A 24,834-nucleotide genomic window follows, 5' to 3' on the forward strand; every position below is an offset into this window, starting at 1 on the left:
GGCACAACACCACGAAGGTGAAGGTGGTGTCGTCATCCTGCCACGGTCGGGCGAGTGCGGCGCGCCGAAGAACCCGGACTCGGCATACCCGGCCACCGCACCCGGCACATCACTCGGAGATCAGCGCACCGCCGGTGGCGCGCAGCGCGGCCAGGCGTTGTGCGGTGCACAGCGGGGCGACGTCGGTCACCTCGTCGGAAGTGAACGCGCCGGCGGCCAGCCCGCGGGCAACGACCAGCGCCAGCGACATGGCGGTGGCCGGCTCGTCGACCACGTCACCCGAGCGTCGCTCGAAGTAGCCCTGCAGCCGGGCGGCCGCGGTGGGCATAGCCGAGCGGAAGAACCCCGTCACCGCGAGCCAACGCGTCACCAGATGTCCCGGGTGCATGTCCCATCCCTGGTAATAGCCCCGCTCCAGCGAGCGCAGCACCAAGGCGTGGTGGCGGGTGAGCGCGGCAGCCACCTGATCGGCGTCGCCGGTGGGCATCACCTGGGTCGAACCGTCGCTGATCCATACCCCGGTCTGCGCGGCGGCGGCCTGCATCACGGCCTTGGCGTGATCGGCCACGGGATGCGCCAGCGACTGCTGCGCCGAGACGATCCCGCAGGCCGCGCTGTAGTCGTAGGTGCCGTAATGCAGCCCGGACACGCGCGGTGCGCCCCGGTGCAGGGCATCGGCGACGGTGGCGCGGCCGTCCGGGCCGAGCACCGCCTGCGGGATCTCGACCTGGAGTTCGAACCGCAGCGAACCCTCGGCGATGCCGTGGACGCGTTCGAACTCGGCGCAGATCAGATTGACCGCGTCGACCTGACGTGCATCGCGCAACTTGGGCACGGTGAAGACGAAGCCGTCGGGCACCCCGCCTGCTGCGTCGAGCACCAGTTCGAGTGTGCGCAGGCCGCGGGATCGTTCGGCCGCGCCGAGCCCTTTGGCTCGTACACCGGCCATCCGGGGTGCGTGCGGACGGTCGGCGACCCATGCGGCCAGCACCCGTCCGGCGCGGCGGGCGTCGGCGTCCTCGGTGACATCCGGACGCCAGCCGTATCCGTCCTCGAGGTCGATGCGCAGATCCTCGATCGGATTCGAGGTCAGCCGATCCAGCACAATCCCGCGCACGTCGGCCGGGGCCAGGTCGGCCAGCACCGCGGTCGCGTCGTGAGCAATCGCCGTCGCCTTCTCACCCCACCGCTGCGGGGTCTGTTCGTCGACGTCGGCGGCGCTCACGTACACGGTGTGCGCCGGCTGCGCGGCCTGCCGGTCACCGGGAAACAGCCGGTCGAGATCCCGATCGACCGACGTCAGGATCTCGTCAACCGCCCGCCGGGTGTCGGCGCCGAGGCCACGGTGGTGTCCGCTCATGCCTGCGGCGCGCCGGCGGGGATCTCCACGTTCTGCAACCGCACCTGGGTGCGGGCCAGCGCGCGACCGTCCTGGTCGGTCATCTCGACCAGCCAGAGCTGCTGTCGCCGGCCGCGGTGGATGGGGGTGGAGCGCGCGGTGATCGTTCCGGTGCCGACCGATTTCAGGAAATCGGTGTTGTTGTTGACGCCGACGGCGGTCCCGCCCAGACCCGTATGCGCCAGCCAGGCGGCAGCGCTCATGCTCGCGACGCTCTCGCCGATGGCGCAGTAGACACCGCCGTGCACGATGCCGAAGGGCTGGTGATGCTTCGGCTCGAGCACGAGGGTCGCCACCACCGAGTCCGCGCCGACCTCCTGCAATTCGAGTCCGAGTGCACCGTCGAGCCCCTTGCCGGAGACGTATTTGATGAATGCGTCGGTGTCCAATGTCATGGCAACCAGATTCTCACGATCCGATTCTTCGGGAGAGTCGGACCTCGGTGAAGTGCCCGAGGAACCGATAGGCCCCACATCTCGTTGAGATGTGGGGCCTATCGTCGCGTGGACCGGGGGTCTCTGCAGCCCTCAGGACTCTCGCGCGGTCCAACGTGAGATGAATGTAGGCTAGCCTTACCAACGTTGTCAAGGGTTGTCTGCAACCGGGCTTCACCATGTCGCGGCAAAGAGGAGAGTCGGCAGTAAAATGCGAAAGATGAACGGATTGGGAGACCTGGAGCGCGCCGTCATGGACGCGCTGTGGTCGAGTCCGACGCCGCAGACCGTGCGTCAGGTACATGCCACGCTCTCTCGCGATCGATCACTTGCCTACACCACGGTGATGACCGTGCTGCAGCGGCTCGCGAAGAAGAACCTGGTGACCCAGATCCGGGAGGATCGGGCGCACAAGTACGTTCCAACCCGTCCGCGAGAAGACCTGGTGGCCTCACTGATGGTCGACGCGCTGAGCGAGGCCGACGCACCCGGATCGCGTCATGCGGCGCTGGTGTCGTTCGTCGGCAGGGTCGGCGCCGACGAAGCCGCCGCGCTGCGACAAGCGCTCGATGAGCTCGAAACCGCTCGCGCACCGCACGAATCCGGATAGATTTCCACCGAGAAGCACAGCAACACCGCACGAACACAGCAACACCGCTAGGACAGCCCACGATGACCGCCCTGCTCTGCCCACGATGACCGCCCTGCTCTTCGGCATCCTCACCCTGGTGCTCGTCGGCCCCGCACCCGAGGCGTTGTCGCGTGCCCGGTGGCCGGTCCGGGCGCCGCGCGGGGCGATGATGTTGTGGCAGGCGATCGCGTTGGCGGCGGTGCTCTCCGCATTCAGTTGCGGGCTGGCCATTGCCGCCAATCTGCTGTCACCGGGTGCCGACGGCGCACCGACCACCAGCCCGTTGCGCGAGATCGAACGACTGGGACTCGGCCTCTGGAGCATCTACGTCGGCGTTTTCGCCCTGACCCTGCTGATCGGCGCCCGGCTGATCTTCACCCTGGTACGGGTGGGTGTACGTACCCGCGCCCGCCGCGCGATGCACCGCGATCTCATCGACATCCTCGACCGCTGCGACCGCTCCGACGAGTCGAATCCCCTGTTCGGACGCGACATCCGGATGATCGACGTGCAGCAACCTCTCGCCTACTGCCTACCCGGCCTGCGGCAGCGGGTGGTGCTCAGCGAGGGGGTGGTGTCCCGGCTCACGCGCGACGAACTCGTCGCCGTGATCGCCCACGAGCGCGCGCATCTACGGGCTCGGCACGATCTGGTCCTCGAGGCGTTCATCGCGCTGCACGAAGCGTTTCCGCGGGTGGTCCGCAGCAGTTCGGCGCTGGGCTCGGTGCAACTCCTCGTCGAGGCCCTCGCCGATGATCAGGCCGTCCGCGCCACCGCTCCCACCACGCTGGGACGCGCGCTGGTGGCCTGCGCCGACGCGGTGGCGCCACGCGGGGCCATGGCGGTCGGCGGGCCGACCACCCTCACTCGCGTGCACCGGCTGCGGTACGGGCGGCCCCCGCGGTGGATGGCGCTGTGCGCCTACACGGCCGCGGTGGCCATTCTGGTGGTGCCCACCCTGGCCGTGGCCATCCCCTGGCTCACCGAACTCGGCCGGCTGGTGTCGGCCGTCTGACCCCGCCCGACAACGAGGTACGGCCACCAGACAGCCACCGATCGCGTCGAGGCAATAGGCTTGGGGACATGACAAACGCCGCCACACCGTCCACGTCGTCGAAGGCACAGATCGGGGTCACCGGCCTGGCCGTGATGGGTTCGAACATCGCCCGCAATTTCGCGCACAAGGGGTACACCGTCGCGCTGCACAATCGCTCGATCGCCAAGACCGACGCGTTGCTCGAAAACCACGGCAGCGAAGGCGATTTCATCCGCACCGAGACCATGCAGGAGTTCGTCGACGCATTGGAGAAGCCGCGCCGGGTGTTGATCATGGTGAAGGCTGGGGACCCCACCGACGCCGTCATCGAGGAACTGGCCGCGGTGATGGAGGAGGGTGACATCATCATCGACGGCGGGAACTCCCTCTTCACCGACACCATCCGACGTGAGGCCGCGATGGCCGATCGCGGCCTGAACTTCGTCGGCGCGGGAATCTCCGGCGGCGAGGAGGGCGCACTCAACGGCCCGTCGATCATGCCGGGTGGACCCGCCGTCTCCTACGAGTCCCTCGGCCCCATGCTCGAGAAGATCTCCGCCCACGTCGACGGTGAACCGTGCTGTACGCACATCGGCCCCGACGGCAGCGGTCACTTCGTGAAGATGGTGCACAACGGCATCGAGTATGCCGACATGCAGCTCATCGGTGAGGCCTACGACCTGATGCGACGGTCCCTCGGCATGGCCCCGGCCGAGATCGCCGAGGTGTTCGCCGAGTGGAACAAGGGCGAACTCGAGAGCTATCTCGTCGAGATCACCGCGCAAGTGCTCGCCCAGGTGGACGCCGACACCGGCAAACCGCTGGTCGACGTCATCGTGGACCAGGCGGGCCAGAAGGGCACCGGCCGGTGGACGGTGAAATCGGCCCTCGACCTCGGCATCCCCGTCACCGGCATCGCCGAGGCCGTGTTCGCTCGCGCACTGTCGAGCGCGGCCGATCAGCGCGCAGCCGCGCAGGGACTCGCGTCCGGCGACCAGGCCGACCCGCCCACCGACAAGAAACAGTTCGTCGAGGACATCCGCCGTGCGCTCTACGCCTCCAAGATGGTGGCCTACGCCCAGGGCTTCGACCAGATCAGTGCCGGCAGCAAGGAGTACGACTGGAACGTCGACCCCGGCGCCCTGGCGACCATCTGGCGCGGCGGCTGCATCATCCGGGCCAAATTCCTCAACCGGATCCGCGACGCCTACGCGGAGAACGCCGACCTGCCCAGTCTTCTGCTCGCGCCGTATTTCCGCGACGCGGTCGAAGGATGCCTGGACAGTTGGCGCCGGGTGGTGTCGACAGCCACTCTCACCGGGGTTCCGGCGCCGGCTTTCGCCTCGTCGCTCTCCTACTACGATGGCTTGCGCAGCGATCGGCTACCGGCTGCCCTGACGCAGGGACTGCGTGACTTCTTCGGCGCGCACACCTACCAGCGCACCGACAAGGAGGGCACTTTCCACACCCTCTGGGGTCAGGACCGCTCCGAGGTCGAGGCATAGTCAGGAGTCACGAACCGGAGTATGCGATTCATCGAGGGCCACCGCCCGGTCCATGACCTCACCTACGACGACGTGTTCGTCGTACCCAACCGTTCCGAAGTGACGTCGCGGTTCGACGTCGACATCGCCACCACCGACGGATCCGGCACCACGATTCCGGTGGTGGTGGCCAACATGACCGCCGTCGCAGGTCGGCGGATGGCCGAAACCGTGGCCCGGCGCGGCGGTCTGGCGGTACTCCCCCAGGATCTGCCGATCGGCGCGGCCGCGGACTCCATCGCCTTCGTCAAGTCACGCCACCTCGTCGCCGACACCCCGGTGACCCTGACACCCGACGATTCGGTGGCCCACGCCCTGGCATTGATCCCCAAACGTGCGCACGGCGCCGCAGTGGTCGTGGTCGACCGGGTACCGGTCGGGGTGGTCACCGAGCAGGCATGTCAGGAGATCGATCAGTTCACCCGGGTACGCGACGTCCTCGACAGTGAGATCGTCACCCTGCCGGCCAGCACCCCGCCACGCGTGGTCTTCGACACCCTCGTCGATCTGCATCGCGATCTCGCGGTGCTCGTCGACGACGACGGAGTGCTCGTCGGTGTGCTGACCCGCATCGGCGCGCTGCGGCACGGGATCTACCGGCCCGCGGTCGACGGCGCCAACCGGCTCCGGGTGGCCGCCGCGGTGGGCATCAACGGCGACGTCGCCGGCAAGGCCCGCGCACTCGTGGAGGCGGGGGCGGACGTGGTGGTGATCGACACCGCCCACGGCCACCAGGAGAAGATGCTCGCTGCTCTCGACGCGGTGGCAGGTGGCAACCCGGGGGTGCCGATCGCCGCGGGCAACGTGGTCTCCGCGGACGGCACGATCGATCTGATCAAGGCCGGCGCGTCGATCGTCAAGGTCGGGGTGGGTCCCGGCGCGATGTGCACCACCCGGATGATGACCGGAGTGGGCCGGCCGCAGTTCTCGGCGGTGGCCGAATGCGCCTCGGCGGCACGTGAACACGGCGCCCACGTGTGGGCCGACGGCGGTGTGCGGCATCCGCGTGATGTGGCGCTCGCGATCGCGGCGGGCGCCTCGAACGTGATGATCGGTTCCTGGTTTGCCGGCACCTACGAGTCGCCGGGTGACCTGCGCCGCGACGCGCAGGGACCGTACAAGGTGAGTTTCGGGATGGCGTCCAAACGCGCGGTGGCCGCCCGTTCGGTCGACGACAGCGCCTACGACCGTGCCCGCCGCAGTCTGTTCGAGGAGGGCATCTCCAGCTCGCGTATCCGCCTCGACCCCGAGCGCCCCAGCGTGGAAGATCTCATCGACCACATCTGCGGCGGACTACGCAGCACCGCCACCTACGCCGGCGCCCGATCGCTGGCCGAACTGCACGACAAAGCGCTACTCGGGGTGCAGTCGCCGGCCGGTTTCGCCGAGGGCCGTCCCCTGCCCGGCGGGTGGTGAGTCGTGCAGGTACTCATCTATGTGGCGAGCCTCCTCGGATTCATCGCGCTGACCCTCGGCACCGCCCTGTTCGTGGCCGCCGAGTTCTCGTTGACCGCATTGGAACGCTCCACGGTCGATCGCGACGTTGCCGAGCACGGCGACCGCCGGTCACGTCTGGTTCAGCGCGCGCATCGCACGCTGTCGTTTCAGCTCTCCGGCGCACAGCTGGGCATCACGATCACCACACTGATCACCGGCTACATCGCCGAACCGGTTCTCGCGCAACTCTTCAACCCCGCGCTGCAATCCGCCGGGCTGTCGACGCGAACCGCGTCGGGGATCTCGCTGTTGCTGGCCCTGTTCGTCGCGACCTCACTGTCGATGGTGCTCGGCGAACTGGTGCCGAAGAACTTGGCCATTGCCCGGCCGCTGGCCGTCGCCCGTGCCACCGCCGGACCCATGACCGTGTTCTCCGCCGCCTTCCGATGGGCCATCAACGGGCTCAACGGAGCGGCGAACTGGCTGGTTCGTCGTCTCGGGATCGAACCGGCGGAGGAGTTGCGGTCGGCTCGCTCGCCGTCCGAACTCGGGTCGCTGGTGCGGATCTCGGCACGTCAGGGTTCGATCGACGAGGACACCGCGGCCCTGGTGGCGCGCTCGCTGAAGTTCGGTGAGCTGACCGCGGAGGACCTGATGACGCCGCGGGTCACCGTGGAAAGCCTCGACCGCGACGACACGATCCGCGACCTCGTGATGGCGTCGGCGCGGACCGGGCACTCGCGGTTCCCGGTGGTCGACGACGGAGATCTCGACGACCTGCTGGGCGTGGTGCACATCAAACAGGCGTTCACGGTGCCCCCCGAACGCCAGTCGACCACCACCGTCGCCTCCATCGCCCGCACGGTGCCCACGGTGCCGACCACACTGGACGGCGACGCGGTGATGGAACGCATCCGTGCCGACGGCATGGAGGTGTGCGTGGTGATCGACGAGTACGGCGGAACCGCGGGCATCGTGACCACCGAAGACCTCATCGAGGAGATCCTCGGCGACGTCACCGACGAGCACGACGACGAGCGCGCCGACGTTCAGGTGGCCGGGGACGGATACCTGCTCGCCGGCCTGCTGCGGCTCGACGAACTCGCCGAGGCCACCGGCTATCGTGCGCCGGAGGGGTCCTACGACACGCTCGGCGGCCTCATCATGTTCACCCTCGGACGTATCCCGGAGGCCGGGGACGAGGTGGATCTCCCCGAGCGGGTGGTCCTCAACGAAGGCCGCGACGACGACGAGGAGGGTGTCGCGGGCACCGAGACCCTGTGGTGTGCGACGGTGGTGCAGATGGACGGCAGACGTGTCGACGTGGTCCGGCTGACCCCCATCGCCGGGGACGACGAGTCCACGGACGGGGAGGCCGGCGATGAGTGACGCCTGGGCGGTCGTCCTGACCGTCGTGCTGCTGGCCGGCAACGCGTTCTTCGTGGGCGCGGAGTTCTCGCTCATCTCCGCCCGACGCGACCGGCTCGAAGCGCTCGCCGAGGAGGGCAAGACCCGTGCCCGCACGGTCATCCGCGCCGGCGAACACCTCTCCCTGATGCTGGCCGGCGCGCAACTGGGCATCACGATCTGCTCCATCCTGCTCGGCCGGGTGGGTGAACCCGCGGTGGCCCACATCATCGAGAAACCCCTCGACCTGGTGCACGTGCCCGATGCGATGCTGCGCCCGATCTCGTTCGCACTCGCCCTGGCCATCGTGGTGGTGCTGCACATCCTGTTCGGTGAGATGGTGCCCAAGAACATCGCGCTGGCCGGCCCGGAGCGGGCCGCCATGCTGCTGGTACCGGCGCACCTGATGTTCATCCGGGTGGTCCGGCCGCTCATCGCGATCTACAACTGGCTGGCCAACATCACGCTGCGCGCGATGCGGGTGGAACCCAAGGACGAACTCGACTCGACGGTGTCGCCGATCGAACTGGCGCAGATGCTGGGTGAGTCACGCGAAGAAGGTCTCATCGACGCCGAGGAACACGAACGACTCACCCGTGCCCTGCAGTCCGTGGGGCGCACCGTGTCGGAGGTCATCATCCCGTCGGATCGCATGCGCAGCGTCGACGTCGAGGTGGATCCCGTGACCGGTGGTGTGGGTCCCACGCTCGGGGCGGTGGAGCGCGCGGTCACCGACACCGGGTTCTCGCGCTATCCGGTGCGCGGCCGGGACGGCACCTTCACCGGATACCTGCACCTCAAGGATGTGCTCGACGAGATTCTCGACGAGTCGATCGGACCCGACACGATCATCGGTATCGACAAGATCCGTCCGCTTCCGGTGATCGCCTCCGACACCCCACTCGACGACGCGACCCGCGCGTTGCGGCGGACGAGCTCGCACCTCGGTGCCGTGGTCGACGACTCCGGACGCACCATCGGGATCGTCGCGCTCGCCGACCTCGTCGAGGAGTTCGTGGGGACCGTCCGTGACGAGACCCACCGGGTGTGACATGACCGCGCCCGTCGTTCTCTCCCCGGCGGACTGGCGCCACCGGCGCGACACGCACCACCAACACGTCGAGAAGCTCGTCGGCGACTACCTGCGCGCCCGTGCGCGCGGCGAGAAACATCCGGTGATCGATTTCCTGTTCACCTACTACTCGGCGCGGCCGGCACACATCCGTCGTTGGCATCCCGGCTTCGGGGTGGTCCTGGCGGACGCCAGGCGCGGGTCGGACGCCGAAATGGCTGCCGTGGCCGGCGATCTCGCCGGGTACGCCGGTCTGCGCGGTTACACGCGAACCGCCGATGGGGTCACCGTTGACCCGGCGTTTGCCGCCGAACGTCGCGACATTCTGCGCAGCACCGTCGAATTACTCACCGCCACCGCGTCCCGGCCCGCGCGCCTGGGGTGTTTCGGACTGCACGAATGGGCGATGGTGTATCGCACCGACCGGCCGCGCCACAGCGTGCCGCTGCGACTGGGCGCCGCGGGCACCGACGCCGTGGTGCGATCGATGCCGTTGCGATGCACGCATTTCGACGCGTTTCGCTTCTTCACCGACGCCGCCCGGCCGCTGAACGACACCGAGTTGACGCGCCGGAGCGCACCCGCGCACGAACAGCCCGGCTGCCTGCACGCCACCATGGATCTCTACCGGCTGTGTATCACCCTGACACCGCTCATCGCGTCGGATGTGACGTTGCAGGCATTCGAACTGGCGTTACGTGCCCGCGAACTCGACATGCGGGCGAGTCCCTACGACCTGCGTGCCCTCGGGTACGAGCCGGTGACCGTGGAGACCGCGGCAGGACGAGCCGAGTACGTCCGCGAACAGTCGCGCATCGCCGAGTGCGGTGGCATTCTGCGTACCCAGCTCGCCGACCGGTGCCGGGAGTTGCTCGACACCAGGTGAAACGCTCATTTCCTGACGAGTAACATAGACGTGTTCATATTCTCCATCAGTTCGCAGAAAGGCTCTCATGTCGGACCCGAAGACCGAACGCGTGGATGTCGAGGGCTTGCAGGTTGCGAGTGTCCTCTACGACTTCATCAACAACGAGGCGCTGGCGGACACCGGGGTGGACAAGGACGCATTCTGGTCGGGTGCCGCCGCCGTGATCAACGATCTGGCGCCGCGGAACAAGCAATTGCTGGCCAAGCGGGATGACCTGCAGGCCAAGGTGGATGCCTGGCACCGCGACCACCGCGCCGCGCCCGCCGACTTCGACTTCGCCGCCTACAAGCAGTTCCTCGTCGACATCGGCTACCTGGTGGACGTGCCCGAGGATTTCCAGATCGGCACCGCCAACGTCGACCGCGAGATCAGCGAGACCGCCGGACCCCAGCTGGTGGTCCCGGTGCTCAATGCGCGTTTCGCGCTCAACGCCGCCAACGCCAGATGGGGCTCGCTCTACGACGCGCTGTACGGCACCGACGTCATCCCCGAGGCCGACGGCGCCGAGAAGGGCAAGGGTTACAACAAGATCCGCGGTGACAAGGTCATCGCCTACGCCAAGGACTTCCTGGACAAGGCGGTCCCGCTGGAGCAGTGCAGCTACACCGACGTCACCGGGTTCGCGGTGGCCGATTCCGCGCTTCAGGTGACACTCGCCGACGGCACCACCTCGACGCTGGCCGATCCGTCGGCCTTCTCCGGATACACCGGCGATCCGGCCGCGCCGACCTCGGTGCTGCTGCGCCACAACGGGCTCTACCTCGACATCGAGATCGACCCCGACTCGCCCGTCGGCAAGACCGATCCGGCCGGGATCAAGGACGTGGTGATGGAATCGGCGATCACCACCATCATGGACTTCGAGGACTCGGTGGCCGCCGTCGACGCCGACGACAAGGTGCTCGGCTACCGCAACTGGCTCGGGCTGAACAAGGGCGACCTCGCCGAGGAGGTCAGCAAGGGCGGCAAGACCTTCACCCGGGTCCTCAACGGCAACCGTGTCTATACCGCACGGGACGGCTCCGAACTCGATCTGCACGGGCGGTCGCTGTTGTTCGTGCGCAACGTCGGCCATCTGATGACCAATCCCGCGGTGCTCGACGCCGACGGCAACGAGGTGCCCGAGGGCATTCTCGATGCGCTCGTCACGTCGTTGATCGCGATCCACGGTCTCTCCGGCGGCGACTCCGGGCTCGCGAATTCGCGAACCGGGTCGATCTACATCGTGAAGCCCAAGATGCACGGACCAGAGGAGGTGGCGTTCACCGTCGAACTGTTCGGGCGGGTCGAGCAGGTTCTGGGTCTGCCGGAGAACACCCTCAAGGTCGGCATCATGGACGAGGAGCGCCGCACCACGGTGAACCTCAAGGCTGCCATCCTCGCCGCGCGCGACCGGGTGGTGTTCATCAACACCGGCTTCCTCGACCGCACCGGCGACGAGATCCACACGTCGATGGAGGCGGGTCCGATGATCCGCAAGGGCGAGATGAAGAAGCAGAAGTGGATGTCGGCCTACGAGGACTCCAACGTCGACACCGGCCTGCACGCCGGTTTGCAGCACAAGGCCCAGATCGGCAAGGGCATGTGGGCCATGACCGACCTGATGGCCGACATGGTGGAGCAGAAGATCGCGCAACCGCAGGCGGGTGCGTCGACTGCCTGGGTGCCCTCCCCGACGGGTGCCACCCTGCACGCAATGCACTATCACCTCGTCGACGTCTTCGAACGCCAGGATGAGATCGCCAAGCGTGATCCGGCGTCGGTGGACGACATCCTGACCATCCCGCTGGCACCCAAGCCCGACTGGTCGGAGGCGGAAAAGCGCGAGGAACTCGACAACAACTGTCAGTCGATCCTCGGATACGTGGTCCGCTGGATCGACCAGGGTGTCGGCTGTTCCAAGGTGCCCGACATCCACGATGTCGCACTCATGGAGGATCGCGCCACCCTGCGCATCTCCAGCCAGTTGCTGGCCAACTGGCTCCACCACGGGATCGTCACCGCCGACGATGTGGTGGCAGCGCTGGAGCGGATGGCTCCGGTGGTCGACCGGCAGAACGCCGACGACCCCACCTATCGTCCGCTGGCACCTGATTTCGACTCGAATATCGCATTTCAGGCCGCCAAGGAACTTATCCTCGAGGGTGCGAAGCAGCCGAGCGGCTACACCGAGCCGATCCTGCATCGCAAGCGTCGCGAGTACAAGGCGGCCAACGCTGCCGGCGCGTGACGACATATTTGTGATGTGACAGGGAGCCCGGGCCGTCCGTCGGCCCGGGCTGCCGTCTGCGAACGGAGGCGGTGTGGCGCATCATCGGGTAACCGGTGGCCGAGGCGGGATTCGCGGACGCGGCGTCAGTCGGGGCCTGGTGTTCGCGATGCTCGCGGTGGTGCTGGTGGCCGCAGTGATTGTCGCGTGGCAGCAGCTCGGCGACCATCTCGATCGGGAGGCCGACGAGGCCGCGGGCACCTGTGTGGAAGGCCGCGAAACGGTGTCGGTGATTGCCGACCCCGATCTGGTCTCCGGGTTGACCGCCATCGCGAAGGAATACGCCGAGACCAACCCGGTGGTGCGCGACCACTGTGTGACGATCGCCGTCCGCGCCGGTGACGCGAAGGTCACGCTCGATGGGCTCGCCGGAACCTGGGACACCGCGTCGATGGGCGCCTACCCGGCCGCGTGGATTCCGCAGTCGTCGGTGTGGTCGGCGGAACTCGAAACAGTCAAGCCGAATTCACTCGAGGGACAACCCCAGTCGTTGGTCACCACACCCGTGGTGCTCGCGACGTCGCCCGACCTCGGCAAGAAGTTCGACGACACGATCGACTGGGGTCAGTTGCCGCTGCTGCAGCAGCGCGACAACAGCCTGAGCGAGTTCGGGCTCGACGACTGGGGCTCGATCCGGATGGCGATGCCCGTCGGCGCACAATCCGATGCGTCGGCACTCGCCGCGCAGGCGGTGGCGATGCGGGTCACCCGCACCACCGGCGTGCTGACCGCCGACGATGCCGACTCTCCTCGTGTCGCCTCCAGCGTGGCGGCGATGACCAGCGGCGCGCCCGCCTCACCCGACGGAAGCCCCGGCGGGGCGGCGACAACCATCCGAGATGCCACCGACCCGTCGACCGCCGCCATCCACGCCGTGCCCATCACCGAGCAGAAGCTCTACCAGCTCACCCGTACCGACACGACAGCCCGCCTCGCCGAGGTCATTCCGTCCGGCCCCACACCCATCGCCGACTATCCGGTGATCCGGCTCGCCGGAGAGCAGGTACCCGCGGTGGCCGCCGATGCCGTCGCCGAGTTCCTGACCTTCGCCAGTGACGACAAGCACCTGCGGGTGTTGACCGAGCAAGGGTTCCGCGGCGACGCGGACCTGCCGAAACCCACACCCACGGTGACGTTCCCGCTCACCCGGGACCCGATGCCGAACCCCGAGAATCCGGCCATCGTCACAATCAACAAGCTTGTCTACGGTCCGGATTTCGGCCCGGGGGCCTGATCCTCACGCGAACGCTTCGATCGGCGGGCAACTGCATACCAGGTTGCGGTCGCCGTAGGTGCCGTCGATGCGCCGCACTGCCGGGAACACCTTGGCGCGCGCACCCGCCGACGGCAGGCCGTTGGGGTACACCGCAACCTCGCGCGAGTACGGGTGATCCCACTCGGCGACAAGGCATTCGGCCGTGTGCGGTGCGCCACGCAGCGGACTGTCGTCGACCGGCCAGGTGCCGTCGGCCACCTTGTCGATCTCGGCGCGGATCGCGATCATGGCATCGCAGAACGCGTCGATCTCGTCGAGGTTCTCACTCTCGGTGGGTTCCACCATCAGAGTGCCCGCCACCGGGAAACTCATTGTCGGCGCATGGAATCCGTAGTCGGCGAGCCGTTTGGCGACGTCGTCGACGGTCACCCCCGTCGCCTTGGTGAGTGGTCGCAGATCGAGGATGCACTCGTGCGCCACCCAATTGCCGTCACGAACACCCCCCGTCGCTCCGCTCGCCCCACCACCGGTGTAGAGCACCGGGTAGTGATCGTCGAGTCGGCGGGCGATGTAGTTGGCCGAGGCGATCGCGGTGAGGGTGGCCCGCCGCAGACCTGCCGCACCCATCATCGCGATGTAGGCGTAGGTGATCGGCAGGATGGATGCCGATCCGTAGGGCGCTGCCGAGATCGTCGCGGTACCCGATAGTTCCGCGGCAAGCGGGTGTCCCGGCAGGAACGGCGCCAGATGCGATCGCACCGCCACCGGCCCCACGCCCGGCCCGCCGCCGCCGTGCGGGATGCAGAAGGTTTTGTGCAGGTTGAGATGACTCACGTCGCCGCCGAATTGTCCGGGGCGCGCGACGCCCACCAGGGCGTTCAGGTTCGCGCCGTCGACATAGACCTGACCGCCCGCGTCGTGCACGGCGGCGCAGATGTCCTCGATGTCGTGTTCGAAGACCCCGTGCGTGGACGGATAGGTGATCATGATCGCGGCAAGCGAGTCGCGGTGAGTGGCGATCTTGGCCCGCAGATCGTCGACGTCGACGTCGCCGTTCGCGCGGCAGCCGACCACCACCACACGCATTCCGGCCATCACTGCCGACGCCGCGTTGGTGCCGTGCGCGCTCGACGGGATGAGGCACACGTCGCGCGCGGTGTCGCCGCGGCTGAGGTGGTACTGGCGGATGGCGAGCAGCCCGGCGAACTCGCCCTGTGAGCCGGCGTTGGGTTGCAGACTGACCCGGTCGTAGCCGGTGATGGCCGCCAACCATTCCTCCAGCGTCGCGATCAGTTCACGGATGCCCGCGGTGTCCTCGGCGGGTGCGAAGGGGTGCAGTCGGGAGAAACCGGGCCACGTGATGGGCTCCATCTCGGTGGTGGCGTTGAGTTTCATCGTGCACGAACCGAGCGGAATCATGCTGCGGTCCAACGCGATGTCCTTGTCGGAGAGCAACCGCAGGTACCGCAGCATCGCCGTTTCGGTGCGATAGCGGTGGAATGCCGGATGGGTGAGGTATTCGCCGTTACGATTCTCGATCGGCTGCGCGTACGCACGAGCCCTGACGCCGCGGGCACTGAACGCGTCGAGCACGGCATCGATGTCGGCCTCGGTGGTGGTCTCGTCGCAGGCGATCGACACGGTGTCGGCGTTTACCCGCCGCAGCAGGTAACCGGCACGATGCGCCGTGGCGACGATGGCGTCGGCCTGACCGGGGGCGCGCACCTCGACTGTGTCGAAGAACCGTGAGTAGGACACCCGGAAACCGGCGGCGGTGAGGCTGTCGGCGAGTCTCGTGGCGCGCTGGTGGACGCGTCGCGCGATCGCGCGCAGTCCGTCCGGCCCGTGATAGGAGGCGTACATGGCGGCCACCACGGCCAGGAGCACCTGGGCGGTGCAGATGTTGCTGGTGGCCTTCTCGCGCCGAATGTGCTGTTCACGGGTCTGCAATGCGAGCCGGTAGGCGAGGTTGTCGTCGGCATCGCGGGAAACCCCGACCAGACGTCCGGGAAGCTGTCGCGCGTGGCGGCTGTGCACCGACAGGTAGCCGGCGTGCGGTCCGCCGAATCCCATCGGGACACCGAACCGCTGGGTGGTGCCGAAACAGACGTCGGCGCCCTGCTCACCGGGTGGGGTGAGGAGGGTCAGGGCCAGCAGGTCGGCGCCCACCGCGACGAGAGCACCGGCATCATGCGCGGCGTCGATCACCGGCGCGGCGTCGAGAATGCGGCCGGACGCGCCGGGCACCTGCAGGATCACCCCGAAATACTCGCCGTCGGGCAGTCCGCTGCCGGGTAGATCCGGATTCAGTGACGCCTCCACCACCTCGATTCCGAGGGGCTCGGCACGGGTTTCGATGACGGCGCGGGTCTGCGGGAACAGATCCGCGTCGACCACCAGACGCGACGACTTCGACCTGCCGGCCCGGCGCATCAAGGTCATCGCCTCGGCCGCCGCGGTGGCCTCGTCGAGCATCGACGCGTTGGCCACCTCCATCGCGGTCAGGTCGGCCACCATCGTCTGGAAGTTCAGCAGCGCCTCGAGGCGGCCCTGACTGATCTCCGGCTGATAGGGGGTGTAGGCGGTGTACCACGCGGGATTCTCCACCACGTTGCGCAAGATGACGCCCGGAGTGATGGTGTCGTAGTAGCCGAGCCCGATCATGGACCTGTTGACCGTGTTGCGGGCAGCGAGCCCGGCGAGGCGGGTGAGCGCCTCGTTCTCGGTCAGCGGTGCGTCGAGGACCCCGAGACCGTTGTCGTCGACGGGGTCGACGATGACGTTCGGAACCACCTGCATGGCGAGTTCGTCGAGCGAGGACACCCCGATCATCGACAGGATGCGGCCGGTGTCATCCGCGTCGGGTCCCACGTGCCGATCGGCGAAGGACGCGCTGCGCGCAGCGGAGAAGTCATCGGGAAACGTGTTCATGGTCGGGTCAACCTCTCGCGGACGCCGGACAGCTCCGGCGGGTCGGCCCTCCCCCTCTGTCATGCCATCGTGTGGCGCCTGAGAGATTCGGCCGATGCGGCTGCTGTGGCGCGCCGGCCTTTCACCGTGGGCGGACGACCGGGACGATCGTCACTTTCCAGAGACGCCGTCGACATCACGGTCCGGGTGCCTGAGAGTTTGACGAGGAGGTGTTGCTCCTTCGGCGGCCATTCGAGATGACGCTCTCCCGCGATGCAGCGACGCGCCACCAGCTTACCGGTCGAGCCGATGTCAGCCGGTGCGGCGGGTCCGGTTCTTGCGCCGGGCCGCCAGTTCGTCTGTGCAGCCGTCAGCCGGTGCGGCGGGTCCGGTTCTTGCGCCGGGACGCCAGTTCGTCTGTGCAGCCGTCAGCCGGTGCGGCGGGTCCGGTTCTTGCGCCGGGCCGCCAGCTCGTCTTCGGGAGCGGTTTCGGTAACGCCCCCGTCGGCGCGCTCCCCCGGGAAATCGGCGATGGTGCCGGTGAGTTCACGCATCGCGCCGCTCACCGCGATCCCGAACACGCCCTGACCGCCCTGCAGCAGGTCGACGACTTCCTCGGCGGAGGTGCACTCGTAGACGGTGGTGCCGTCGGAGAACAGGGTGATCCGGGCCAGGTCCTCGACTCCGCGCTGGCGCAGGTGGTCGACGGCAACGCGGATGTTCTGCAACGAGATACCGGTGTCGAGAAGACGCTTGACGATCTTGAGGACCAGGATGTCCTTGAAGGAGTAGAGCCGCTGGCTGCCAGAACCGGCTGCGCCTCTGATCGAGGGCACCACCAGCGAGGTGCGCGCCCAGTAGTCGAGCTGACGGTAGGTGATGCCGGCGATCTGGCAGGCGCTCGGCACGCGGTAGCCGACGAGTTCGTCGGGCACCGTGTCGTTGGGGAAGAGTCCGGGGGCGATGTCGTCGAGGCTGCCCTGGGTGGCGGTCGCTGTGGTGTTGCCGTCGGCACCCACATCGCCGTTCGTCGCCGTGTCGTCGATCGACCGATCATCGATCAACCGATCATCGGACACCGCATCGCTGTCGAACGGCTTTTCGCCCACTGCAGACTCCTCGCCATGCTCAGACCGATGCGGATCTCGCTCTACCATACGCCGCGCCGCCCGATCTTCCGTCTCATCGTCGCGGGTGTCCGCGATGTCTGTTCGACCGTAGGGCCACGAATCATCGCCGATCAACACGACGCGCCCCAAACACTCGACCTCATGTAGAGATCGAGATCAATGGTGATCTGTCGGATGCGGATCCGTGACGTGTCGCTGCGCGATCGCGCTCACGCGCCGCCGCTGGCCTTGAAGTCGTCGGGCGAGACGTTGTCGAGGAATTCGCGGAACTTCTCCACCTCGTCCTCTTTCTCGTCCGGACCGTCCTCGCTGTCCTCGTCCGGGATCAACAATCCGGCCTCGGCGAGCACTTCCTCATCGGCGATGATCGGCACCTCGGCGCGCATGGCCACTGCGATCGAATCCGACGGCCGTGCCGATACCCGCACATCCCCGGAGAACACCATCTCCGCGTAGAAGGTGCCCTCCTGCATGTCGACGATGCGAACTTCGACGAGGGTTTGACCGAATTCCTCGATCAGGTTCACGATCAGGTCGTGGGTCAATGGGCGCGGCGGCTCGATACCCTTCTGGCGCAACGCAATCGACGCAGCCTCACTCTGTCCGATCCAAATGGGCAGATACCGCTCGCCGTCCACTTCACGCAGCAACAGGACCGGTTGACTCTGCGGCGGCTCGACCCGAATGCCCACCACACGCATCTCGCTCATCTCGCACCTCCGACCGCCTGGTAGTTGTCCACGACGCTACACCGCGTCAGTCGAGCACGCCGCGTACCGCCTGCTTGACCAGCTGGGTGTGCAGTGTCACCGACAAGGCGGCGATCTCGCGGACGAGTTCCTCGGCCCGGTCGCGGGCTCCGGTGCCCTTACCCTTCGCGATCGGGCTCGCGATCTGCGCGACGAGGCCGGCCTCACGTTCGGCCGAAACCTTGAACGCACGCAGGTGCCGGGTCTCGACGCCGTAGTTGGCCAGCGCCGCGGCCGCCTCGACCAGACGGACCGCGTCCTCGTCGAAGAATCCTGCGGGCCCCGGCGTCAGCAGTCCGTTGCGCTGTAGTTCGGTAACGAACGCCGAGTCGACCCCGGTGCGTTCGATCAGCGATTCGCGTGACACACGTCCGCCCCGGGCGGAGAAATCGGTGGCCGGGGCGACGACGCTGCGTGCCGAGGACAACGCCGTGGTGCCACCTCGACCGAATCCGCCGTCGCCGTTGTCGATGGCCTCGAGTTGTTCCTTGATGACCTTCAGCGGCAGGTAACGGTCGCGCTGCGCGGTCAGCACGAACCGCAGCCGCTCACAGTCGGCCTCACTGAAGCGCCGGTACCCCGAGGGCGCGCGTTCGGGCGTGATCAACCCTTCCGATTCGAGGAATCGGATCTTGGAGATCGTCACGTCCGGGAAGTCGTCGCGCAACAGCGCCAGGACCGATCCGATGGACATCGATCCTTCGCCGCGCTGTCCCGCAGTGGAGGCCGGCACTGCGCTCAGGCGCCGGTGCTATCGCGGGGACCGCTCAGGAACACCAGTCGGAACTTGCCGATCTGGACTTCATCGCCATTGGTCAGCGTCGCACTGTCGACGGGCTCGCGGTTGACGTAGGTCCCGTTCAGGCTGCCGACGTCGACCACCTGGAACTCGGTCTCGTTGAGCCGGAACTCCGCGTGCCGGCGGCTCACCGTGACGTCGTCGAGGAAGATGTCGCTGTCGGGATGCCGACCCGCCGAGGTCGTCGGCTGATCGAGCAGGAACCGCGAGCCCGCGTTCGGGCCGCGCTTGACGACAAGCAGCGCGGTACCGGGTGACAGTCGCTCCACCCCGGTATCGGCTGGTTCACCCGAGGACGCTCCCGCATCGAGTTCGTTGATGAACTCCTCACGGAACACCGATGTGGTTTCCACCGGCGCCTCGTAGTCATTGTCGCTATCGCTCACCGCTTCTCCTTCGTCGTCGTCCACTCGTCACCGGCGTCGACACCGAGTCGCACTGCGGGTGCAGGCCCATGAACGGGCACACATCCCAGCTGATTCCGATGAGGTAAACCGTACCGTCTGAGTCGAACACGCCTGCGCCCGACTCGACCGAACACCGATGATCATACGTTCCCGCGTAGCGGGAGGGGTCAGCCTTCGATGACCTCGCGGTAACCGTCGGCATCGAGCATGTCGGCCAGCTGTGCGTCGAGCTCCGCGGCGTCGGACACCGTGATCTCGACCAGCCAGCCGGAGTCGTAGGGTTCCGAATTCACCAGGTCGGGTGCCGATTCCAATTCGTCGTTGGCATTGGAGATCGTTCCGTTGAGCGGGCCGAAGATGTCGGAGACACTCTTGGTCGATTCCACCTCCGCGAACGATTCCCCCGCCTCGACCTCGGAGTCGATGTCGGGCAACTGGACGAACACCACGTCACCGAGCTGATCCTGTGCGTAGTCGGTGATGCCCACCCGCACCGTGGTCGGCCCGATCTTGCGCACCCATTCGTGCTCGGGGGTGTAGCTGAGTTCGGCCGGCACATTCGTATCGCTCACGTGGATACCCCTTTCTCGTCCCTGGCGACTCTAGGCCATGCCACCGGCGCTCGGCACGGCAGCGCGCGGCATGGTGCGCACAACCATGATCGTCTGCGCCCAGTAGAGGACGAACGACCACAGATAGAGTCCGACGCCCCAGATGAGGAATGCCCATCCGATCGGGTAGCAGATCGTGCCGACCACCGAATCGAGTTGTCCGGCAAGCAGCCACGGGAAGGCGCTCATCAACGCGAACGTCGCCGCCTTACCGATGTAGAGGACCGGCAACGCGAGCAGTCCCCGACTGCGCAGCAACGGGCCGGTGGCGAACAGCAGGACGTCACGCGCGATGATGACGCCGATCAACCACCACGGCACGAATTCGCGGATGCCGAAGGCGATCGGGATGATCACGATGTAGAGACGATCGGCGGCCGGGTCGAGCAGTTCCCCGATTCGCGACGACTGGTCGAGGATGCGTGCGAGCTTGCCGTCGAGCCAGTCGGAGAATCCGGAGAACAGCAGGATTGCGAACGCCCAGCCGTCGGCGTGCAGTCCCAGCAGCAGCCACAGGAACACCGGGATCAGGGCCAGCCGCAGCAGGCTCAGTGCGTTGGGAACCGTCAGGATGCGATCCCCGTTGTCGCCGGCCGGCGCCGGGCTCACCGGAAGATTCCGATGATGCCCTGCAGCGTTTTCGCCCCACCGGAGGCGAAGAGGTTGTCGTGGACCATGTACGTCCATGTGGTGGTCGACCGGTGCAGATGCGCGGACCCGAGGTCGACGCCGTCGTTGGTGATCGTCGCCTCACGGAAGGTCTTGCGCGCGTCCTCGACCGCCTGCGTCGGCAGGTTGGTGAACTCGTCGAGGATGAGGCGGTGGAACTCGTCGAGCGGGCTCTCCTTGCCGATCGCACGCAGGTGGATGCTCGCCCGGACGTCCGAGACGAACGCGAGGTGGTCGGCCCAGGCGCGGTCGAGGTGATAGAGCATGATCTCGCGGGCGGCCTGGACCAGCACGTCACGGTCGACGGGTTCGGTTGGCGCGGGCGCGGTATCGGGCTCGTCGGCGTCGGCAGCTGCCGCGGAGTCGGTGCCTGTTTCCGAATCGGTGTCAGTTGCCGAATCGGTGTCTTCCGAATCGGGGTCCACTGCCGAGTCGGTGTCCGCTTGCGAATCGGTACTGGTTCCGGTCAGCTCGGCGTATCGCGCGCTCTCGAGTTCGGCCAGTTCGTCGAGCGCGGTGTCGGTGGTGAGAACCTGCATCCGGCGGGCCACGACGATGTCGCGCTGCTGATTGACCAGCTTGTTGTAGCGCCAGGTATTGGCATGCAGTTCGAGCATCACGCCCTCGGCAACACGCTGCGCCTGCTCGATGAGGTCGATGCCCTTCTGACCCATCGACCCGTCCTCCTCCTGCGACACCGGGTCCCGCTTGAACGCGAGATTACGTGTCACCACCGGGTCCTCGAGGCTGCTGAAGAACACCGAGCGGCCGGGGTCGCCCTGTCGTCCCGCGCGGCCGCGGAGCTGGTTGTCCAGCCGCTCGGTGTCGTGGCGGCCGGTGCCCACCACGCAGAGGCCACCGAGTTCCACCACCTCGTCGCGGGCCTCCTCGTTCTCGTCGGAGCCGCCCAGCCTGATGTCGGTGCCTCGCCCGGCCATCTGCGTCGACACGGTGACCGCACCCTTGATGCCCGCCTCGGCGATGATCTTGGCCTCTTCGGCGTCGTTCTTCGCGTTGAGCACCACGCAGGGCACGCCGGCCTTCTCCAGGAAGTAGGCGAGCTCTTCGGATTCGGCGACGTCGTGGGTGCCGATCAGCACCGGCTGTCCGGTCTCGTGCACCTCGGCAACGTAGGAGACCACCGCTTCGACCTTGTTGGCCTTCGTGTCGTACACCCGGTCGGGCAGATCCTCCCGCACGTTCGGGGTATTCGGCGGGATCTGCGACACCCGCAGTCCGTAGAACTGGCGGAACTGCTCGCCGGCGGCCAGTGCCGTACCGGTCATGCCGCATACCGTCGGATACCGGCCGATCAGCGCCTGCACGGTGATCGTGTCGATCACCTCGCCCGAATCCGTTTGCGCGAGACCCTCTTTGATCTCCACGGCGGCCTGCACCCCGTCGGGCCAGCGCTGCAGTTGCGCCACGCGGCCGCGCGACGCGTTGATCAGGTGGACTCCACCGTCGCGCACGATGTAGTGCACGTCGCGGTCGAGCAGATAGTGCGCGTGCATCGCGATGTTGACGTGGACCAGTGTCGTCCCCACGTGCTCCTCGTCGTAGAGATCGATCCCGCCGAGTTCCTCTTCGACGAAGGTGGCGCCCTCCTCGGTGAGGGTGACGTTGCGTCCCTCTGCGTCGACCTCGTAGTGCTTGTTCTTCATCCGACCGACGACGTCGTGGATCGCGGTGTCGGGTACCTCCGCGTCGGTGGAGCCGGCAAGCACCAGCGGGATGAGCGCCTCGTCCACCAGCACCGAGTCGGCCTCGTCGATGATGGCGACATCCGGGGTCGGCGACACCAGATCGTCCGGTGACTGGGCGAGCTGGTCGCGCAGCACGTCGAAGCCGATCTCGTTCACCGACCCGTAGGTGACATCGGCGGCGTAGGCGCGCGTCCGCTCGGTCCGCGTCGAGTTCTCCGACACGGCGTGCACCGTGATGCCGAAGGCGTCGAACAGCGGTTTCATCCATTCGGCATCGCGAGTGGCGAGGTAGTCGTTCACCGAGATGACGTGTACCTGGTGACCCTCGAGGACGTGACCGACCGCCGCGATCGCACCGGCGAGGGTCTTGCCCTCACCGGTCGCCATCTCGATGACGTCGCCCTCGAGCAAACGCAACGCCCCCTGCAGCTGCACGTCGAACGGCCGCAGCCCGAGGGAACGGTCGGCGGCTTCGCGCACCAGGGCCATGAACTTGGCACGGTCGGCCGGTGAGTCGCCGATGTCGAGCTTCTCGGCCTCCGGCCGGAACTGATCGTCGTCGAGCTCCGCGGCCCATTCGGTGTGCTCCTCGGCGTCCTTGATCAAGCCCACCGATTTCGACTGATTGCGCGTCGACTGAGCTCCGAGCAACCGCCACATGCTGTTCGTCAGCTTTCCCACGAACGCCTCTCCTGCTTCGTCACCTGTTGCCGGCTCTGCCGACCCGGCGGAATCGACCACCACGGTACGCGGCCGCGATCTGCCCGCCCACGGTGGCGGTGGTGTTCGCCACACCCGCTCGACGCACCGTTCACGGATGTCGCCAAGATCACCGGTGATCGTCATCGCTGCGGCGCGGGCACGGTGCACCCTGCGCTGTTTCCTCGACTAACGTTTGTGACGTGGGCATCAATGTCGAAAGCTCGACGGATCCGCGGCACCAACACGGTTCACGCCCGGTGGTGGTGTGGCCCGTGCGTCGACGACGACCGGGTCGCGGTTTCACCAGATCACTGGTCGGCGCGACGTTGTTCGCCGTCGCCGCGACTGCTTGCGGGTCGAATTCCGCGACCGCGCATCCCTCGAATGATCCGGCCACACTCGTCGGGAAGTCCTTCACCTCGACATCGGTCTCCGGCACACCCATTCCCGGTGGCGGCCCGCTCTCGGTGGCCTTTCCCGAGGCCGGTCGCATCTCGGCCACCGCCGGTTGCAACCGACACATGGGTCGGCTCACCGTCAGTGGCGACACGATGTCCGCAGGCGATCTGGCATCGACGATGATGGCGTGCCCGCCACCACGCGACGGTGCCGACGCGTGGCTGAGCACCTTCCTGACATCTCCGGTGACCTGGAAGTACGGGGATTCGACACTCACCTTGACCTCTGCTGGGAGCACCGCCGTCCTCACCGAGGATCCCCCCAAGACCTGAGCGTGATCAGCTCGCTCACAATCACATTCACTCGAGACAGGAATTGCATTGACTGACGTCACGCCCACAGTGGTCACCGTCACCGGGGCCGCGGGCAGTATCGGATACGCCTCGGTTTTCCGGATCGCTGCCGGTGACATGCTCGGCCCCGACCAGCCGGTCGCGCTGCGTCTCCTCGAACTGCCGCAGGCGGTGGCGGCTGCCGGCGGGACGGCGATGGAGTTGCAGGACGGAGCCTTTGAGCTGCTCAGCTCTGTCGACATCTACGACGACCCCCGCGCGGCGTTCGACGGGGCCGACTTCGGCCTGCTCATCGGCGCCAAACCCCGCAGCAAAGGTATGGAGCGTGCCGACCTGCTGGCCGCGAACTCGGCGATCTTCGCCGAACAGGGATCGGTGATCAACGAGGTTGCCGCCGACGACATCCGCGTGATCGTGGTGGGCAACCCGGCCAACACCAACGCTGCGGTCGCCGCCGCGCACGCTCCCGACGTCCCCGGCGAACGCTTCACCGCGCTCACCAGACTCGACCACAATCGTGCGATCGCCCAGCTCGCCGCGCACACCGGGACCCCCGTGCGTGACATCCAACGGGTGGCGATCTGGGGTAATCACTCGGCCACCCAGTACCCCGACATCTTCCACGCCCGGGTCGGCGATCGCAGCGGCGCCGAGATCGCGACCGACGAGGATTGGCTGGTCAACGATTTCATCCCCACCGTGGCCAAACGCGGCACGGCGATCATCGAGGCTCGTGGCGCCTCGTCGGCGGCGTCGGCGGCCAACGCGACCATCGATCATGTCCGCGACTGGGTGCTGGGCACGCCCGGCGGGGACTGGACCTCGACGGCATTGCCGTCGCCCGGGGCGTACGGCATACCCGAGGGCATCCTCAGTTCGTTTCCGGTGCGTGCGGTCGACGGGCGCTGGGAGATCGTCGAGGGGCTCGAGATCAACGACTTCTCGCGGGCGCGGATCGATGCATCGGTCGCCGAGTTGCAGTCGGAACTCGATGCGGTGTCCAAACTCGCCGAAGCCTAGGACCAA

At 67.2% G+C, this 24,834-nt stretch carries 21 protein-coding genes and 1 riboswitch; of the genes, 11 read left to right on the forward strand and 10 right to left on the reverse strand.

Annotated features, from left to right (window positions below):
- Positions 1-109: 109 nt before the first annotated feature.
- Positions 110-1,360: a DUF6986 family protein gene (locus ACWDTD_RS14815; protein ID WP_449747882.1), complete on the reverse strand. Its 1,251-nt coding sequence runs from the start codon at positions 1,358-1,360 to the stop codon at positions 110-112.
- Positions 1,357-1,794 (reverse strand): PaaI family thioesterase, encoded by a 438-nt coding sequence (locus tag ACWDTD_RS14820; RefSeq protein WP_449747883.1) that lies wholly within the window; start codon positions 1,792-1,794, stop codon positions 1,357-1,359. Before ACWDTD_RS14820 ends, ACWDTD_RS14815 begins: the two co-directional genes overlap by 4 nt.
- A 250-nt stretch (positions 1,795-2,044) precedes the next feature.
- Between ACWDTD_RS14820 and ACWDTD_RS14825 the strand changes: the two genes are divergently transcribed.
- From ACWDTD_RS14825 to ACWDTD_RS14865, 9 genes are all read left to right on the forward strand, one after another.
- A complete protein-coding gene (locus tag ACWDTD_RS14825; RefSeq protein WP_449747884.1) occupies positions 2,045-2,443 on the forward strand; it encodes a BlaI/MecI/CopY family transcriptional regulator in 399 nt (132 codons plus the stop codon).
- 85 nt (positions 2,444-2,528) lie between these two features.
- Positions 2,529-3,479, forward strand: a complete 951-nt coding sequence (locus ACWDTD_RS14830) for a M56 family metallopeptidase (protein ID WP_449747885.1) — start codon at positions 2,529-2,531, stop codon at positions 3,477-3,479.
- A 68-nt stretch (positions 3,480-3,547) separates the two neighbouring features.
- The gene (gene gndA / locus ACWDTD_RS14835; RefSeq protein ID WP_449747886.1) at positions 3,548-5,005 is read left to right on the forward strand and encodes an NADP-dependent phosphogluconate dehydrogenase; all 1,458 of its coding nucleotides are present in this window, start codon (positions 3,548-3,550) and stop codon (positions 5,003-5,005) included.
- 21 nt (positions 5,006-5,026) lie between these two features.
- Positions 5,027-6,460 (forward strand): GMP reductase, encoded by a 1,434-nt coding sequence (guaB1, locus tag ACWDTD_RS14840; protein ID WP_449747887.1) that lies wholly within the window; start codon positions 5,027-5,029, stop codon positions 6,458-6,460.
- A gap of 3 nt (positions 6,461-6,463) precedes the next feature.
- Positions 6,464-7,870: a hemolysin family protein gene (locus ACWDTD_RS14845; protein WP_449747888.1), complete on the forward strand. Its 1,407-nt coding sequence runs from the start codon at positions 6,464-6,466 to the stop codon at positions 7,868-7,870.
- A complete protein-coding gene (locus ACWDTD_RS14850; protein WP_449747889.1) occupies positions 7,863-8,939 on the forward strand; it encodes a hemolysin family protein in 1,077 nt (358 codons plus the stop codon). Before ACWDTD_RS14845 ends, ACWDTD_RS14850 begins: the two co-directional genes overlap by 8 nt.
- A 1-nt stretch (position 8,940) precedes the next feature.
- On the forward strand, positions 8,941-9,846 hold the full coding sequence (locus ACWDTD_RS14855; RefSeq protein WP_449747890.1) for a 3-methyladenine DNA glycosylase: 906 nt from the start codon (positions 8,941-8,943) through the stop codon (positions 9,844-9,846).
- A gap of 67 nt (positions 9,847-9,913) precedes the next feature.
- Entirely contained in the window at positions 9,914-12,118 is a 2,205-nt protein-coding gene (locus tag ACWDTD_RS14860; protein ID WP_449747891.1) for a malate synthase G, read from the forward strand.
- A 73-nt stretch (positions 12,119-12,191) separates the two neighbouring features.
- Complete coding sequence (locus tag ACWDTD_RS14865) at positions 12,192-13,391, forward strand: hypothetical protein (RefSeq protein WP_449747892.1); 1,200 nt, start codon at positions 12,192-12,194, stop codon at positions 13,389-13,391.
- 3 nt (positions 13,392-13,394) lie between these two features.
- On the opposite strand, the gene gcvP is transcribed toward ACWDTD_RS14865, so the two are convergent.
- From gcvP to secA2, 8 genes are all read right to left on the reverse strand, one after another.
- Positions 13,395-16,304 (reverse strand): aminomethyl-transferring glycine dehydrogenase, encoded by a 2,910-nt coding sequence (gene gcvP, locus ACWDTD_RS14870; protein ID WP_449747893.1) that lies wholly within the window; start codon positions 16,302-16,304, stop codon positions 13,395-13,397.
- A gap of 168 nt (positions 16,305-16,472) precedes the next feature.
- Positions 16,473-16,564, reverse strand: a riboswitch (glycine riboswitch).
- Between the two features lie 147 nt (positions 16,565-16,711).
- The gene (locus ACWDTD_RS14875; protein ID WP_449747941.1) at positions 16,712-17,344 is read right to left on the reverse strand and encodes a MerR family transcriptional regulator; all 633 of its coding nucleotides are present in this window, start codon (positions 17,342-17,344) and stop codon (positions 16,712-16,714) included.
- Positions 17,345-17,622: 278 nt separating this feature from the next.
- Positions 17,623-18,123, reverse strand: a complete 501-nt coding sequence (locus tag ACWDTD_RS14880) for a bifunctional nuclease family protein (protein ID WP_449747894.1) — start codon at positions 18,121-18,123, stop codon at positions 17,623-17,625.
- 46 nt (positions 18,124-18,169) lie between these two features.
- Positions 18,170-18,856 (reverse strand): transcriptional regulator FtsR, encoded by a 687-nt coding sequence (gene ftsR, locus ACWDTD_RS14885; RefSeq protein WP_449747895.1) that lies wholly within the window; start codon positions 18,854-18,856, stop codon positions 18,170-18,172.
- 44 nt (positions 18,857-18,900) lie between these two features.
- Positions 18,901-19,347: a glycogen accumulation regulator GarA gene (gene garA / locus ACWDTD_RS14890; RefSeq protein ID WP_449747896.1), complete on the reverse strand. Its 447-nt coding sequence runs from the start codon at positions 19,345-19,347 to the stop codon at positions 18,901-18,903.
- Between the two features lie 188 nt (positions 19,348-19,535).
- The gene (gene gcvH, locus ACWDTD_RS14895) at positions 19,536-19,940 is read right to left on the reverse strand and encodes a glycine cleavage system protein GcvH (protein ID WP_449747897.1); all 405 of its coding nucleotides are present in this window, start codon (positions 19,938-19,940) and stop codon (positions 19,536-19,538) included.
- Between the two features lie 30 nt (positions 19,941-19,970).
- Entirely contained in the window at positions 19,971-20,588 is a 618-nt protein-coding gene (locus ACWDTD_RS14900; protein WP_449747898.1) for a CDP-alcohol phosphatidyltransferase family protein, read from the reverse strand.
- Positions 20,585-23,035 carry an accessory Sec system translocase SecA2 gene (gene secA2 / locus ACWDTD_RS14905; protein ID WP_449747899.1) on the reverse strand — a complete coding sequence of 817 codons (2,451 nt, stop codon included), beginning with the start codon at positions 23,033-23,035 and terminating at the stop codon, positions 20,585-20,587. Before secA2 ends, ACWDTD_RS14900 begins: the two co-directional genes overlap by 4 nt.
- A 293-nt stretch (positions 23,036-23,328) precedes the next feature.
- Here secA2 and ACWDTD_RS14910 point away from each other — a divergent pair, with 293 nt between their 5' ends.
- Together ACWDTD_RS14910 and ACWDTD_RS14915 are read left to right on the forward strand one after the other, a co-directional pair.
- Entirely contained in the window at positions 23,329-23,787 is a 459-nt protein-coding gene (locus tag ACWDTD_RS14910) for an META domain-containing protein (protein WP_449747900.1), read from the forward strand.
- A gap of 48 nt (positions 23,788-23,835) precedes the next feature.
- Positions 23,836-24,828, forward strand: a complete 993-nt coding sequence (locus tag ACWDTD_RS14915) for a malate dehydrogenase (protein WP_449747901.1) — start codon at positions 23,836-23,838, stop codon at positions 24,826-24,828.
- Positions 24,829-24,834: the final 6 nt, after the last annotated feature.

It is taken from the genome of Gordonia sp. NPDC003425 (genome assembly GCF_053588635.1).